Source organism: Cupriavidus sp. FW305-3-2-15-C-LB2 (genome assembly GCF_058787575.1).
Genome location: NZ_JBYSZW010000001.1, coordinates 24,846 through 39,741, shown reverse-complemented (window position 1 = coordinate 39,741; position 14,896 = coordinate 24,846). Strand labels below are relative to the sequence as shown.

General features: G+C 65.4%; 11 protein-coding genes and 3 pseudogenes. 2 read left to right on the top strand and 12 right to left on the bottom strand.

Annotated features, from left to right (window positions below):
• Positions 1 to 19: 19 nt before the first annotated feature.
• From AC3WRR_RS00195 to fabG, 6 genes are read right to left on the bottom strand one after another with little or no spacing between them, the layout of a single operon-like run.
• Positions 20 to 976: a Bug family tripartite tricarboxylate transporter substrate binding protein gene (locus AC3WRR_RS00195; protein ID WP_492295515.1), complete on the bottom strand. Its 957-nt coding sequence runs from the start codon at positions 974 to 976 to the stop codon at positions 20 to 22.
• Between the two features lie 54 nt (positions 977 to 1,030).
• Entirely contained in the window at positions 1,031 to 3,148 is a 2,118-nt protein-coding gene (locus AC3WRR_RS00190; RefSeq protein ID WP_492295513.1) for an acetate--CoA ligase family protein, read from the bottom strand.
• A gap of 34 nt (positions 3,149 to 3,182) precedes the next feature.
• A complete protein-coding gene (locus AC3WRR_RS00185; RefSeq protein WP_492295512.1) occupies positions 3,183 to 3,974 on the bottom strand; it encodes a citryl-CoA lyase in 792 nt (263 codons plus the stop codon).
• Between the two features lie 22 nt (positions 3,975 to 3,996).
• Positions 3,997 to 4,494 (bottom strand): MaoC/PaaZ C-terminal domain-containing protein, encoded by a 498-nt coding sequence (locus AC3WRR_RS00180; protein WP_492295510.1) that lies wholly within the window; start codon positions 4,492 to 4,494, stop codon positions 3,997 to 3,999.
• A gap of 11 nt (positions 4,495 to 4,505) precedes the next feature.
• Entirely contained in the window at positions 4,506 to 5,654 is a 1,149-nt protein-coding gene (locus AC3WRR_RS00175; RefSeq protein ID WP_492295508.1) for an acyl-CoA dehydrogenase family protein, read from the bottom strand.
• Between the two features lie 21 nt (positions 5,655 to 5,675).
• Entirely contained in the window at positions 5,676 to 6,428 is a 753-nt protein-coding gene (gene fabG, locus AC3WRR_RS00170) for a 3-oxoacyl-ACP reductase FabG (protein ID WP_492295506.1), read from the bottom strand.
• Between the two features lie 281 nt (positions 6,429 to 6,709).
• Here fabG and AC3WRR_RS00165 point away from each other — a divergent pair, with 281 nt between their 5' ends.
• The gene (locus AC3WRR_RS00165; RefSeq protein ID WP_492295505.1) at positions 6,710 to 7,456 is read left to right on the top strand and encodes an IclR family transcriptional regulator; all 747 of its coding nucleotides are present in this window, start codon (positions 6,710 to 6,712) and stop codon (positions 7,454 to 7,456) included.
• A gap of 268 nt (positions 7,457 to 7,724) precedes the next feature.
• Here AC3WRR_RS00165 and AC3WRR_RS00160 read toward each other — a convergent pair.
• The 6 genes and pseudogenes from AC3WRR_RS00160 to AC3WRR_RS00135 form a co-directional block, all read right to left on the bottom strand.
• Positions 7,725 to 8,048, bottom strand: a pseudogene (locus tag AC3WRR_RS00160) (transposase); the annotation flags it as partial.
• Positions 8,049 to 8,148: 100 nt separating this feature from the next.
• The gene (locus tag AC3WRR_RS00155) at positions 8,149 to 9,201 is read right to left on the bottom strand and encodes a CaiB/BaiF CoA transferase family protein (RefSeq protein ID WP_492295503.1); all 1,053 of its coding nucleotides are present in this window, start codon (positions 9,199 to 9,201) and stop codon (positions 8,149 to 8,151) included.
• Positions 9,202 to 9,471: 270 nt separating this feature from the next.
• Positions 9,472 to 10,337 (bottom strand): annotated as a pseudogene (locus AC3WRR_RS00150) (IS110 family transposase).
• Positions 10,338 to 10,403: 66 nt separating this feature from the next.
• Positions 10,404 to 10,556, bottom strand: a complete 153-nt coding sequence (locus AC3WRR_RS00145) for a hypothetical protein (RefSeq protein WP_492296048.1) — start codon at positions 10,554 to 10,556, stop codon at positions 10,404 to 10,406.
• Between the two features lie 8 nt (positions 10,557 to 10,564).
• Complete coding sequence (locus tag AC3WRR_RS00140; protein WP_492295501.1) at positions 10,565 to 11,263, bottom strand: lipase secretion chaperone; 699 nt, start codon at positions 11,261 to 11,263, stop codon at positions 10,565 to 10,567.
• 108 nt (positions 11,264 to 11,371) lie between these two features.
• Positions 11,372 to 13,061 (bottom strand): annotated as a pseudogene (locus AC3WRR_RS00135) (site-specific integrase).
• 160 nt (positions 13,062 to 13,221) lie between these two features.
• Here AC3WRR_RS00135 and AC3WRR_RS00130 point away from each other — a divergent pair.
• Positions 13,222 to 14,892, top strand: a complete 1,671-nt coding sequence (locus AC3WRR_RS00130; protein WP_492295499.1) for a site-specific integrase — start codon at positions 13,222 to 13,224, stop codon at positions 14,890 to 14,892.
• Positions 14,893 to 14,896: the final 4 nt, after the last annotated feature.

Genomic DNA, 14,896 nt, shown 5'->3' with positions numbered 1-14,896 from the left:
AACGATGAAACAAGGCCGGTCATTCCGCTGACACGCGGGTAGTTTCCAACACGCGCTTCCACTTGCCCGCCTCGGCGTGTACGTAGTCGGCGAACTTCGCGCCCGGGAGCAGCAGCGGCGTGCCGCCAAACTCGCCGAATTTCGCTTGGATGGATTTCTCCTGTGCAGCGCTGCCGAAGGCTGCCTGCAGCTTCAGCACGACCGCTGGCGGTGTTCCCTTTGGCGCGAACACACCGATCCACGACTCCGACGTCGCCTTCGGCAGGCCAAGTTCGCGCAAGGTCGGCATGCCAGGCAGCGCCTCGGTACGGTTCTCGCCCGTGATCGCCAGCGCACGTAGGCGGCCGGACTTGACATGGGGTGCCGCCGACACGGGATAGTCGAACGCCATGTCAAGGTTGCCGCCGAGCAGGTCGGTGATCGATCCGGCGCTGCCCTTGTACGGCACGTGGCGCAGCTTGACGCCGGCTATCGTCTGGAACAGCTCGCCGGCAAGATGCGCGCCCGTGCCGACGCCAGGGCTGCCATAGGTGATTTCACCTGGATGTTGCTTCGCATACGCGATCAGTTCGGGCAAGGTCTTGTATGGCCGCGACGCATTTGCCACGATCACGTTAGGGATGGCGATCAGTCCCTGCACGGCCTGGAAATCGGCTTCCGGCTTATAGGAGAGCGACTTGTAAATGTACTGGTTGGTGACCTGCGTGCCCTGCGTGCCGAGGAAGATCGTGTAGCCATCGGCCTCGGCATGCGCCGCATAGCTGGCGCCGATATTGCCACCGGCTCCCGGCCGGTTGTCGATCACGATCGGCTGGCCGAGCAGCTTCGAGGTGTGCTCCGCGACTGCGCGGGCCACGTTGTCGGTGATGCCTCCCGCCGTGAACGGCACGATGAGCTTGATGGGACGGGTCGGGTAGGCCGTTTGCGCGTGCGCGGAGGCCACCACGCATCCCACGGTGGCGGCCAGCATGGCCATGCGTTTGAACATGAATATCGCTCCTTGTACGATGAGGTCGAGCGAAGGATCCGCTCAAGCGGACATGCCTTCGATCAGTACGGCATCCAGCGCCATGGCACCGGCCTTGCTGACGAGTACGGGGTTGAGGTCGAGTTCTTCCACCGGCGCGGTGCCGGCGCTGTGGCAGACGAAATCCGACACCGCCACCAGCAGCGCCTCGAGTGCCTCGACATCGACCGGCTCGCCGCCGCGGAAGCCCTTCAGCAATTCATGGCAGCGCGTCTCGCGCACCATCGCCGCGGCTTCGCGGCGCGTGAGCGGCAGCAAGCGACGGCTGACGTCCTTGAACAGCTCGACGAACACGCCGCCCATGCCGAACGTGATGACCGGCCCGAACAGCGGATCACGGTGCACGCCAACCAGCGTTTCCACCCCGCCCCTGAGGTCGGACATGCGCTCGATCAGCACACCATCCACACGCGCCTCGGGGTATGCCTTTGCGGCATTGGCGACAATCGTGCGGAACGCCTGGCGCACGGCCTCCGGCTCACGCAGACCGACGACCACGCCGCCGATGTCGGATTTGTGCAAAATGTCGGCGCTGGCAATCTTGGCGACCACCGGGCCGTCGAGACGCTGGGCGATCGCAGCGGCCTCGTCTTCGTCGCGCGCCACCTCGCCGGGCGGCACCGCCACGCCAGCGCGCGCAAGGATGGACTTGGCCTGCGCCTCGGACCAGGTGCGGCGGGCCTGCGGCTCCGTCACCGCCGTCGTGCAAATCAGCGGCGTCCACGACGGATCGAACGTCCTGCGCCAGGCGCCGCAGACATTCCAGCGCTGCATCGCCTTGATCGCCTTGCCGAGCGTGCGCACCGGCGGCAAGCCACCTGCGACCAGTACCTCGAAACCCTCTCCGAGCTTGTCGCTCATCCAGACCGGGATGATCGGCTTCGAGACTGCGGCCTGCACCCTGACCATGTTCTCGCAGGCCGCGCGCGTCACCTCGCCATATTCCATCGGCAGCGGGAACAGCACGGCATCCACGTTCGGGTCGTTGGCGACCGCCAGCAGCGAGCCGTAGCTGATCTCCGGCTTGACCAGGATCTCGGCGGTCGTATCGACCGGATTGCCGATGGCCGCAAAGGCGGGCAGCAATTCGCGCAGCGTGTCGGTCGTCGGCGGCGCCAGGCTGGCGAGTTCCAGACCGGCCGTGCCGAGCATGTCGGCGGCGAGCGCCACGGTACCGCCCGAGAACGAGTACAGCGCCGTGCGTACGGCCCGCTCGGGCACTCCGCGCGAGAGCAGCGCTGCGGTGTCTATCAGTTCGTCGATATCGTCGACTTCGACGATGCCGAGTTGCCGGAACGCCGCGCTGTTGATTTCCGCCGTGCCCGACAGTGCCGCCGTGTGCGACTGCGCGGCTTTCACGCCGTACTCCGACTTGCCGACTTTCAGCGCCACGATGGGCTTGCCAGCCGCCGCCGCGTTCAGCGCGGCACGCGCAAAGCGCGGCGGATCGTTGATGCCCTCCAGCAGCGTCACGATCACCTTGATCTCCGGCATCGCGGCCATGTGGTTGATGTAGTCGCTGACCGTCAGGTCCACCTCGTTGCCACTGGAGCACCAGAGGCCGATGCCGACGCCCCGCGCACACGCCTGCAGGAACGTCCGGCCGAGCCCGCCTCCCTGCGTGGCCAGGCCGATCGGACCCGGCATACGGTCGTGGCGCGACGCAGGCGAGAACGTGAAGCCCAGCCCCTTGTTGATGTTGGTCAGCCCGGGGCAGTTGGGACCATAGATACGGATTCCGGTCTCCCGCGCGACCTCCCGCATACGCGCTTCCAGCAGCGCGCCTTCTTCGCCCGTTTCGGAGAATCCGGACGTCAGCACCACCGCAAAGCGAATGCCCCGGCGACCACACGATTCGATGACGTCGTTGGCCACCGCTGCCGGCACCGCGACGATGGCGAGATCCGGCGCGTACGGCAAATCTTCCACGCGGCGGAACGCGGGGCGCCCCCCAACTTCGTCGCGCGTGGCGTTGACAAGAAACAGCTCGCCCTCGAAGCGAGAGTGTTCGACGATGTTCTCGAGCGCACGCTGGCCGAGACTCGCGGGCCGATCGGACGCGCCGACCAGCACCACCGACCGCGGGTCCATCAGCAGGCTCAGGTCTTGAAATGTCTCCATGTTTCCTCCAGTCATTCTTGTCGGGACGGCGCGCTCATGCCTGCTTCGGCTTGCGCACGGGCAACTCATTGCGCGGGTCCTGCGCCAGCACGAGGTCCCATAACTGCTGGCCGATGGGGTTCTGGCGCTCCTCGTAGAGGTGCGCGAGCAGGCCGGCAGCGCGGCCGACGAGCATGAAGCCGCGCGCCAGAAGCGGCTCCAGCCCCATGTCGCCGACGATGGCGCCGATGGCGCCGACTGCGTTCATTGGCAGGTTCTTGCCTATCTCCTCGCGGAACACCTTCTCGATCGCATACATCAGGCGCCAGTGCTTGCCGAAGTAGCCGTTGTCGCGCGACGCCTGAGCCAGCGTGGGCACGCGCGGGTCGCCTTTCACATGGATTGGATGCCCGACGCCGTAGATCGGCTGCTTCTTCTCGCGAGACTGCCGAATGGCTTCGCGGGCGCACGCCAGCACCGCCTCGTCGGTGGCATCGTCGGCCAGGTCGCGCGCGGCATGGATCAGCAGTTCGGCCGAGTTCTGCGTGGTGCCCAGGAACACGCTGCCGGCGCCGAGCAAGCCCGCGGCCACTGCTGCCTGCATGGCCTCGGGCGCACCGAGGTAGGTCAGGCGCGCGCTCATTGCGCTAGGCGTGAGGCCGTGGTCGCAGGCCGTCACCAAGATCAGGTTGATCATCCGCTTCTCGCGCGCGTCCGGCAGGCGGCCGAGGATGGTAAGCATCATCATCTCGACAAAGTCGAGCTTGCCGAGCAGTTCCTGCGAGAGGTCCTTGCCACGCACGGTGATCCTGTCGACGGTGGTGTATCCGATTTCTGTGGTGATCATTTGGGGTTCCTCGATCTGTCTATCAGGCGGTCTGGCGGCGCAGCACCATCATCCGGGTGTCGCACTCGCAGACCACTTCATTGCGTTGGTTAATGGCCTGACGGCGGAACTCGACGATGCCGCGCGCGGGGTTCGACGTTTCGCGGCGTCCGCTCACTTCGATGCGGCCATGGATGGTGTCGCCGATCAGGGTCGGCTTGGGAAAGCGCAGGTTCATCTCTAGCAGCCCGACCAGTGACGCTTCGAGCATCTGGTTGACGACCGTGCGCGTGTTCAGCCCCGACAGGATTGAGGCCACCAGCATGCCGTGAGCAATGCGATTGCCCCAGGCCGTGCCGGACGCATACTCGGCATCGACGTGAAGCCGGTTGTAGTCGGCACTCAGCCCGGCAAAACCCACCACGTCGGTTTCGGTGATCGTGCGGCTGGCGGTTTCGAATACCACGCCAGGCTCCAGGTCCTCCCAGTAATACCGGAGGGTGGACAGCCCCGCGAGCGACGGCGTAGATGCGGTGTGCATGGCGATCTCCCTCAAACGATGGCCGACACGCCGAGCACCTCGCGCCCGACGATCAGGGTCTGTATCTCGGCCGTCCCCTCCGGGATGCTCGCGCCGCTGGTGTCACGAAAGATGCGTTCGAGCGGGTACTCGGTCGAATAACCGAGCCCGCCGTGCACACCGATGGCAATCTTCGCCACCTCGTGCGCCGCCTCGGCCGCGTAGAGCTTGGCGATCGAGCACTCGATGCGCGACGGCAGGCCCTTCTCCAGCGACGCCGCCGCCTTGTAGCCCAGTGCCCGCGCGGCTTCCACGCGCACCATCATATCGACAATGTGCTTTTGCACGAGCTGGAAATGGGCGATGGTCTTGCCGAATTGCTTGCGCGTCTTTGCGTACTCGATAGACAGGTCCAACGCCGCCTGCGCCGCGCCGACCGCGCCCATCGCGATGTTGAGACGGCCATAGTTCAGACCGACCGACACGGCCTTCAGCGCGCCGCCCTCCTTGCCGAGCAAGCTGGACTTCGGCAGACGGATGTTGTCGAGGAACAGTTCCGACGTGCCCGACGCCTTGAGCACCATCTTGTCGACCAGGCGCGCCTCGACGTGCGTCTCGGATTTGTCGAGCAGGAACAGCGAGTGGCCGCCGTCGCAGGTGGCGCTGTAAGTGCGCGCCAGCACGAGCGCATAGTCGGCTGCCACGCCGTTGGTGATCCACAGCTTCGTGCCCGACAGCAGATAATGGTCGCCCTTGTCGTCGGCGCGGGTTTCGATGCCGGCCGGATTTGAGCCGTGGTTCGGCTCGCTCAGCGCCACGCAGACGCCCTTGCCACTCGCCAGCACCGGCGCGAGGAAGTGAGCCTTCTGCTCCGGCGTGCCGTGCCGGCTCACCAACCTCACGAAAACGTTGGTGATGTTGACGATGGTGCGCAGCGAGCCCCAGAAGTAGCCGGCCTCCTCCAGCATCATGGCCCACGTGACGGCGTCGAGGCCGAGGCCGCCATCTTCTTCCGGGAGCGTGCCGCCGATGTAGCCGAACTGTCCGACGCCGGCCAGCACGTCGAGCGGAATGCGGCGGTCGCGCTCACATGCGTTGATGCGGGGCACCACCTCGTTGCGCATATAGCGGCGAATGCTATCGCGCAAAGCGACCTGTTCAGTGCTGAACTCGAAATCCATGCTTGTTGCCTTTTCGGGGAATCAGGAAGAGAAGCGGCCGCCGGTCACGAACAGCGTAACGCCAGTGATATAGCGGGCGCGCTCCGAAGCCATGAAGGCCACGGACGACGCGATGTCCTCGGGCATGCCAAGGAAGCCGACAGGAATCTTCTCCAGCGCCGCCTCGCGCAGCCTCTCGTAGGTAGGGTTGGCGCGCATCAGTTCGGTTTCGACGAAACCCGGTGCCACCGCATTGACCGTGACGCCGAACTTCGCCTGCTCCTGCGCCAGCGCGCGAGTGAAGCCAACGAGCCCGAGCTTGGCCGCGCTGTAGTTGGTCTGGCCCGGATTGCCGAACACCGAGCGCGACGAGATGTTGACGATGCGGCCCCACTTTCGCGCCATCATCCCGGGCAGCACGGCGCGCGTGCAGTGGAACGCGCCCTTCAGCACCACGTCGACCACCGAATCCCATTCCGGCTCGGTCATCTTCGTCAGGTAACGGTCCTTGTTGAAGCCGGCGTTGTTCACCAGGATGTCGACGCCACCAAAGGCTTCGGTGGCGTCCGCCACGACTTGCTGGACGTCGGACAACTCACATACGTCGCCCCGCGAGGCAATGGCCTCGCCTCCGGCCGCCACAATCTCCTTCGCCACCTGCTCGGCCACCGCCCGGTCGATATCGGAAACGACCACCTTCACCCCCTCCCGGGCCAGCATGCGTGCCGTCTCTGCCCCGATTCCCCGGCCGCCGCCCGTCACGACGGCGACCTTGCCACCAATGCCCAAATCCATTTCTTCCTCCTTTGACAGTCGTCATGTCGCGTCGCATCTCTGCGGCATTTCGCTGAAGTCTACGTAATACCGCAGAGATGGTCAACTCACGAATGGTGCACCGAGAACCGGCTTTGGTGTGCCAATGGTTTCATGAATGGCCGAACAAATCGTTTATTTTCAATAGGTTATCCGCACATTCAATCGCCAAAAAATGAAAAATTCCGCACATCAAAAAAGATGGCTTTGCTCTTCCCTGCGAAATCCCGCAGAATCCATCCATTACATCCCTCTTGCCACGCATGCCGAACTTCGTCCCCGCGTCCGCCCGCACCATGGCGGTCTTCGAACTTTTTGCCCGCGAACAGCGCGAGCTTTCCAATTCCGAGATCTCACGACTGCTCGAACTGCCCGAAAGCACATGCACGGACTTGCTGCATACGCTGCTCGAATTGGGCTATTTCGCGCGGACGGCACAAACGCGGCGCTTCTATCCCACGGCAAAGCTTGGCGAAGTACTTGAGCGGCTGGAGCAGAACGATCCGGTGCTTTCAGCGGGAACGGAGGCTGCGACCCTGCTGGCGGAGCGCACGGGCGAAACGGCGTTTGTCGGCCGGCTGGAAGTGGCCACCGTGCGGGTGGTCGCGGTGCAGCAGGGCAGGCACCAATTGCGCTATGTCCTGACGGCCGGCGAGCGTATTGCGCTGCATACTTCGGCGATGGGTAAAGCCCTCCTTGGCGCACTGCCCCCGGACGAAGCCTTGCGAAGGCTTCGGCTCAAGCCGCTGCGCAAAGTGGTCTCGGGCACGGTAACCGATGCGGAAGCGGTGGCGCACGACGTCGACGAAGGCCGCAAGCGCGGCTGGTACGCGGCACGCAGCGAAGGCAGCGAAGGCGTGGATGCATTGGCTGTCTCCGGCTTTCTTGGGCCGGAGCCGCTGTCGCTGTCGCTTGCAGGACCCGCCGACCGTATCGCTCGGCATCATGAGGATTACCTGGAAGCGCTGCGCGAGGTCGCGGTAGCGATGTTCTCGAAGCGGGCCGCGTAGGACACGGATCGGGCGGCGGGCATGGCCTCGGCATCTTCCCGGACCATGCTACCCGTTCAGGTAGGTCCTGCCACCAGCCGATCCTGGGCTACCCCCTTCTGGCACTGCGGGTCGGAGCCGGTTCCCCTATGCTGCGGCCCATCGCAAATGGATTCGGGGAATACGCCCCATGTAAATTTCGGTTGTGACGAACAACCCACCGGGGTGTCGGGCGTGTTCCGCTCCGACCGTCAGATACCTTGAACGCCTGTTGATGAAATTCTCCGTGTCAAACCGCTTTAAGCTGAGCCCCGTCGGGGATAACGCCGTACGTCAGATAGCGCCACAGTGCGATGACGAGGCGCCGTGCGAGCGCGACGACGGCGATGCGCCGGGCCCGACAGTTTGGTCCGGTGCCCTGCGTACGCCGGTTGAACCACTGGGTCAGTGCGCTGGTGGGCTGATGGCGTAACCACAGCCACGTCATTTCGATCAGTTGCGTGCGCACCCTTCGGTTGCCTTGTTTGCTGATGCCTTGGTCCACTCGGCTCTCGCCACTGTCGTACGGCTGCGGCACCAGTCCAACACTGGCTCCGACCTGCCGACGATTACCCCAAGCCTTATCCAGGGCACGGCGGATGCGGTGAGGCCCCCAACCGTAGGTGAGGGGCTTCGCCGCGGCTGCGGTGGCCGGGCGGAGTTCACGTGGCAGCTCAGCGGCTGCCGCGAGAATGCTGCCATTCGTGCAGCACCTCATCGGTCTGTTCGCCGCAACGCGGGATCGGACCGGGGCGGCCGGTCGGCGTCGCCGAAAACCGCGGGGCCGGATTGGCCTGCAGCATGCCGCCCTCACGGCCGTACACGCCTCGCGCCGCCATGTGCGGATGGTCCGCAGCCTCGTCAGGTGTCAGCACGGGGGCGAAGCAGGCGTCTGTCCCTTCCAGCAGCGCAGTCCATTCGGCGCGCGTCCGGCTTGCAAACAACTCGGCAAAGCGATCGCGCAGGTGCGGCCAGACCCGGACGTCGTAGCCGTTGTCGAAGGCGGGATCGCCGGCAAGGCCAAGGCGATCTTGCAGCTCCCGGTAGAACTTGGGTTCGACCGAGCCGACCGAGATATAGCCGCCATCCGCGCAGCGATAGGTGTTGTACCAGTGGGGGCCGTCCAGCAAGCTCTGACCGCGTGCTGGCCGCATCTGCCTGGCGGCCTGGAGCGCAAGCAGCAGGTTGGTCATATGGGCGCTTCCGTCGACGATTGCCGCGTCCACAACCTGGCCTTGCCCGGTGGCGCGCGCATGCATGATGCCCGCCAGCAGGCCGACGGCCAGGTACATGGCCCCGCCGCCGATGTCACCTACCAGGCTCGGTGGCGCCAATGGTGGGTGGCCGGGCTGCCCGGCATACCAGAGTGCACCGGACAGTGCGACATAATTCAGGTCGTGGCCGGCGGCGTGCGCCATCGGGCCGTCCTGGCCCCAGCCGGTCATGCGCCCATACACCAGCCGTGGATTGCGTTGCAGGCACACATCGGGCCCAAGACCAAGGCGCTCCATCACGCCAGGACGCATGCCTTCGATCAGGGCGTCGCAATGCGGGACGAGTCCGAGGACGGTCTCAATGCCTTCGCAGGTCTTGAGGTCGGCGACCACCGAGCGCTTACCGCGATTAGTGATGGCGTGCTTGTCCAGGTCGAGCCCTTCGGCTTCCTGCCGCAGGCGGTCGACGACGACATCGGCGCCCAAGTCTGCTGATATGACTCCCCGTGTCAATCGACATTGGTTGGTTTAGTTTCAGGTTCCCATGTTGGTTCCAATTTCCTGAGGGCGACGTAGCAGTAAGTCTCGACGGTGGATCACGCTGATATCCGCGGGTTGGTTACCGCATTACAGATGTCCGCCCAATGAGCCAGCCGCTATCTAACGTCGCAAGTCGGATGCAATCCGTTGCCTAGCAGACCCGCGGGTTGCTCGTGTTGCCGGGCTACGCCGCCTTCAGGAAACTGGCCTCGCAGTAGTGTCATAGGTTGATACCGGTCTGGATTACGCTGCGCGCGCTTCGTTCGGTACGCCAAGAGACATCGCGAGTTGGCTGATATCCCAGATAAATCCGCTCAGTTCGCGGGCCACTGCGACCACCGCAATGTTCGGGTTCTTGCCGCGGGCGGCAAGTTTCCGATAGCGCCGGCACAGTCGAACCTGAGCGTCCCAAGACCGGTCAACGATGGCCTTTGGGAGGCCTTCGTGCCGGCGCTGGATCTGGGGACTCACACGTGCCGGGTGCCGGTAGCTCCAGGCGGCTTCTATCAATAGCTTTCTTGCATAGCTATTGCCGTTCTTTGTGATGCTGCTCTGGCGCCGCTTTTCTCCCGATGAGTGTTCAGCGGGCGTCACGCCGAGCCAGGCCATCAGTTGGCGCGGATGGGCAAAGCGCGAGAGGTCGCCCAACTCGGCGAGAATGCCTATTGCCGTAGTCAATTGCACGCCGCGCATGGACTGCAAGCCCACGCCCGTGATAAATCCCGGAACGCTTCGTCTTCCACGCTGGGCACGTACACCGCCGAGAGATCGCCGGCGCGCAGCGATCGCACGAGTTTGAGCGCATCGCGTCGATCGGTCTTGATGCGTTCCCCAGGCCTTTTCGGGATCAACGACGGCGCACACACCATGCAGTCGAATCCATTTTGTGTGAGCTCGCGGTAAAGACCATAGCCACAAGGGCCGGCCTCGTAGACGATTCGGATGTGGCGTGCTTTGGACTGCAGGCGCTTGCACAAGCGGTCGGTATCAGCCTTCGACGTACCGATCTTGCCAAGCTGTTCCACCTCACCCATGCCGAGTGCATAGGCAACCGTGATCGAGTCTTTATGAACGTCCAGACCGACATACAAAGTGATATCGTTTTCCATGCTGGCCTCCGCGCTGGAAATCGCCGGGTGTGGCACTGTCCACACCGTGCGGCTCTGGCAGTCATGCTAACCCGCGTTTGATTCCTCACGGCGGGCCAGCCCTCCTTGCTCCAGGGGAGTCATACTGACTAACAGCATGCCGCAAAACGGTCCGGGGCCGATGCCGGCAATTTCCAGGATCCTGACGCCGGCCAGCGGGCCGCGACGGGTTGTGTTCATGAAGGCTCCTATCGCTGGTTCACGGCCGGACGCTGGTCGAGGGAAGCGGCCCGCGCCGATTCGGCCGTACTGGTGAAATATCGCTGCTGCAGGCCGCGGATAGCGGCATCCCGATCTTGAGCGGCAAGGCTGGCTCCCTCGAGGGCAGCGCGTTCGCTCGCATACCGGTCGTATTTTTCGCGCCAGGCAGCCTCGGCGCGCCGCATGGTCTCGACGCGCTCGGCGGCTTCCGCGCCAAGTGTCTGCGCGATCCTCGCGATTCCCTCGGATTCCGAAATCCTTCCGGTATTGATCGCGGAAACTGCCTCGGCGGCTTCCTGCTGTCTTGTCCGGGCAGCCACTCCGATTCGCAGATCCGACGGCAGTTGTTGCTCAAGCGCGGCATAGCGCGCGGCCTTTTCTCCGGCGCTGAGCGTGGCGTCTTGTGCGATCTCTAGGCGGCCAAGGTCATAGCGCTGCCGCGCAAACTCGTCGCCAAAAAATGCATCGCTCCAGTCCCCGAGTTCGCGCCGGGCGAGGCCTTCCCGCTGGTCCAGCAGAAGCCGCAGCGCCGCAAAGTCGAGGTCGGATGTGCCGCTCCGGTTCCGGTCGCCCGCCTGGACCATCCGCTCCACTGCGGTCAGATACCCGCGGTACCGTTGCCAGACAACCCCGGCTTGCTCGAACGCCGGCGCATCCCCAAGCTGGGCGGACAGTTCGCGCTGCACGAGCGCATCGAGGCCAGCGGGACTGAGCGAGCCTCGTGCAATCAGGGGTCGCTTCAGAAAACGGAAGATATTGCACGCTAAGCCATGGGAACCCCGGCCGAGCGCCGGTTACCGGGCGGCGAAGGCCTGATTCATCTGGCGTGCCCGTTTGACCTCGTCGCTTTGCAGATAGATCGAGGTCGTGACTACTGAAGCGTGACGAAGGTTGTCGCGCACGCTGGTCAATTCCGCGCCGCGGGCCAGCGCGTGTGTGGCATGGGTATGGCGCATCCAGTGTGGGCTAGCCCGGCGCAGCTTCTCGGCCACTGCTGGGTTGTCGGGAGCAATCACATCGGCGGCCTGGACAAAGAAGCGCCGCAGCACGTGCCAGAGGCGAGTCCCGGTAATGCTGGCCGCGCTATCCTGTTCCAGGCTGGCGAGCAGCGGGGTCTTGGGATCCCAACGGGCCGGCGTCACCGGCAGCCCCGTTGCACGAGGTACTGGTCGAGCGCCGTGCGTGCCAGCAGCGGAAGCGCCACTTTTCCGGGCCGACTCCCCTTGCCGATTAAGTGCAGCCAATGGTCGTGGTGTTCATCGACGTGGATGTCGCCCAGGGTTGCGCCGACCAGCTCGCTGGCGCGCAAGCCGGTCGCATAAGCGAAATCCAGGATAAAGCGCAGGCGCTGGGCCGCGGAGGCATCCCAGCCATAGGACCATTCCAGACCATCGGCAATGGTACGCACCAGCAGCCATTCGCCCTCGGTAAATCCTCTGGAGGTATCGAGGGCGGCGACGCGGGTGCGGCCACGTACCTTGATCCCTGCAAACGGATTGGCCAACACATAGCGTTGCTCGATCAGCCAGCGGAACAACGCGCCCAGCACGGATAGCGCGTATGCCGTGGAGCGAGCCGAAAGCGCTCGCGCAAACGGCCGCCAATCGGGGGCGCTACGTGCTCGCGGCGGCCCGACCCAGCGCTCGCGCGGCGTTGGCCGTCTCAGGAAAGCGCGATAGGCGATGGCGTCTTCTGTCGTGAGCGATGACAGCGCCCGACCGCGTTCGACGAGCGCCCAAAGGATCAGCCGCTCGGCTTCCTTCCGGTAGGCGCGCTGCGTGGTGGGGGCCTCATGCAAGGAGAGCCACGCCTGCACTGCCTCGTAGTCGTTGGAGGCGTCGAGCGTGCAGGCCTGCCGCGGCGCCCGGAAACTGCCCCGCGAGCCGTCCACCTCGTGCGGCAGCCGCAGGACCACCGCGCTCGGCGCCGCGCTGACGATCAGCGCGGCCCCCGCTCGGTGAGCTGTGGGTGTTCGGCAAAGAAATCCTCGATATGCCGCGCACTCGCCTGCCCCAAATCGGGGATCGCGCTCCACCAGCGGCGCCGGCGCGGCACCCGCACGGTCAGGTCAGCCAGGGTCTGGATGCCGTGGGCGCGCAGCGCACGTACGGCCCGGGGCGCCAGCCAAAGCCCGATGTCATCCGTGACCCGGGGCTCCGGGGCCGGAAGAGAGCGCAGGCTCTCAATCGCGTGCCCCACGGCGCTCGCCTGCTGCAGCCGTTCGCTCACGGGATGCCGAAGCAGGTCGGCGAGGTCGTCGCGCTGGCGGTGCTGCGCGAACGCGATCACTTGCCGGCGGATTCGGCCGAGGATGCCGCGCGCCGACTGGCCCGGCGCCTTGGCATGGGTCAGATAGTGCTCCACCGCGGCGCGGGACGACAGGCCCGCATACCACGCGCGCAACGCGGCAAGCGCGGCTTCATCTGGAAAGCGGGGAGATTCGGAGGCGCTGGGGATGGGAGGCGGGATCTGGCGCGTTTTCATGCCTGTCAGTTTATGCCGGAAACAGTTCCATTACGATAAGAAGGATTAGCGATATGGGCACATTTTTCTGGCAAACTGCCGTCTTGCGATTTTCGCCTCACCTGCGGCACGCCGCTTGACCACCGTCAGATAGGACTGATCGCGCTCCAATCGACGCTCGATGCAAGACGCTTCCATCCCATCCGATTTCCCCGACACGGCTTCCCTGGCCGCGCTGCGTGCCTGGTACCCAGGTGCCTCATCGCGGCAGGCGGTCGAACGGTATTGCCCCGACGCGCTGGGAACGGGCCGCACGGCGCGCGGCGTGATCGGCGAACTCCGCCGTCAGCTGGCGGAGTTAGCCCGACGCCGGCGGCGCGAAGACCTGGCGGCGCTGTTCGGCTGTGACCCGGCGAATCGCGCCGGTCACGCAAGGGCGGCTGCCCGGGCCCTGGAAGCGTTGCGGTCGCTGCCGCTGCCCGAGCCGCAAATCAGCGATCCGATCGATTCGTGGCTGTCCGGCCGCGCGGTCAAAGCCCTGCGCGCCCATGGCATCCGCACGCTCGCCGACCTGACGGTGCGCATTCCGCGCCGGCGGCGCTGGTGGTCCACCATCGACGGGCTGGGCGCCCGCAGCGCCCGGCATATCGAGGTCTTTTTCGTGGCGCACCCCAAGCTCACCGAACGCGCACGCGCTCTCGTCACAGCCGCGCCGCCCGATCCGGTCGTGCCCTGGGAGCGAATCCGGTTGCCGCAGGAGCTCGACGGGACAGCCGGTACCTTTCGGGCACCCCATCAGATGTGTACGCTCGACGCCAGCAATGACTACGAGGCCATCAGCGCCTGGCTGGCCCTGCACGAATCGACCGAGACCGAGCGCGCCTACCGCAAGGAAGCCGAGCGCCTGCTCTTGTGGGCTGTCCTCGAGCGCGGCAAGGCGCTGTCGTCGCTGGCCACGGAAGACGCCGCGGCTTACCGCGCATTCTTGCGCCGGCCCACGCCGCATCACCGCTGGGTGGCGCCGGCACGGCCGCGCTCGTCGCCGGAATGGCGCCCCTTTACCGGCGCCTTGTCGCCACGCTCGATCGCCTACGCCCTGTCCGTGCTGGGTGGCATGTTCCGCTGGCTGATCCAGCAGCGCTACGTGCTGGCGAACCCGTTTGCCGGCCTCAAGGTGCGGGGCGGCCAGCGGGCAGCCGGCCTGGACGCTTCCCGCGCGTTCTCGGCGGGCGAATGGGAGCTGGTGCGGACCATTGCCGACGGGCTGGAATGGTCGCACGGGTGGACGAAGCCGGCCGCGCAGCGCCTGCGGTTCCTGCTGGACTTCGGCTACGCCACCGGCTTGCGTGCTGCCGAGCTGGTGACGGTGACGCTCGGTGGCATCGAGATCGGCGCGCGCGGCGAGCGGTGGCTGCACTTGGTCGGCAAGGGGGCGAAGCCTGGCAAGGTCGCGCTGCCGCCCTTGGCTCGTCACGCGCTGGATCAATACCTGGTGCAACGTGGCCTGCCGGTAACGCCCTCGCATTGGAAGCGGGACACGCCCCTGCTCGCCAATCTGGACGGCGCCACGCCCATCACCACACCGCGGCTGCGTGACGTGTTTCACCGCTTCTTTCTGCTGGCCGCAGAGCTTATCCAGGGCGACCATCCGGCACTGGCGGACAAGCTGCGGCGCGCCACCCCCCACTGGGTGCGCCACACCCATGCAACCCATGCCCTGGCGCAAGGCGCCACGCTGACGACGGTGCGCGACAACCTGCGGCATGCCTCCATTACCACGACCTCGATCTATCTGCACGATGACGAAGTGCAGCGGATACGGCAGCTTGAGCAGGCCTTCGGGCGGCGATAGGCAC

Coding starts and splice junctions, on each gene's coding strand:
- AC3WRR_RS00175 (WP_492295508.1), bottom strand. CDS start 5,654: ATGGATTTCGAGTTCAGCACTGAACAGGTCGCTTTGCGCGATAGCATT.
- AC3WRR_RS00180 (WP_492295510.1), bottom strand. CDS start 4,494: ATGCACACCGCATCTACGCCGTCGCTCGCGGGGCTGTCCACCCTCCGG.
- AC3WRR_RS00190 (WP_492295513.1), bottom strand. CDS start 3,148: ATGGAGACATTTCAAGACCTGAGCCTGCTGATGGACCCGCGGTCGGTG.
- AC3WRR_RS00145 (WP_492296048.1), bottom strand. CDS start 10,556: ATGAACACAACCCGTCGCGGCCCGCTGGCCGGCGTCAGGATCCTGGAA.
- AC3WRR_RS00130 (WP_492295499.1), top strand. CDS start 13,222: ATGCAAGACGCTTCCATCCCATCCGATTTCCCCGACACGGCTTCCCTG.
- AC3WRR_RS00165 (WP_492295505.1), top strand. CDS start 6,710: ATGCCGAACTTCGTCCCCGCGTCCGCCCGCACCATGGCGGTCTTCGAA.
- AC3WRR_RS00185 (WP_492295512.1), bottom strand. CDS start 3,974: ATGATCACCACAGAAATCGGATACACCACCGTCGACAGGATCACCGTG.
- fabG (WP_492295506.1), bottom strand. CDS start 6,428: ATGGATTTGGGCATTGGTGGCAAGGTCGCCGTCGTGACGGGCGGCGGC.
- AC3WRR_RS00195 (WP_492295515.1), bottom strand. CDS start 976: ATGGCCATGCTGGCCGCCACCGTGGGATGCGTGGTGGCCTCCGCGCAC.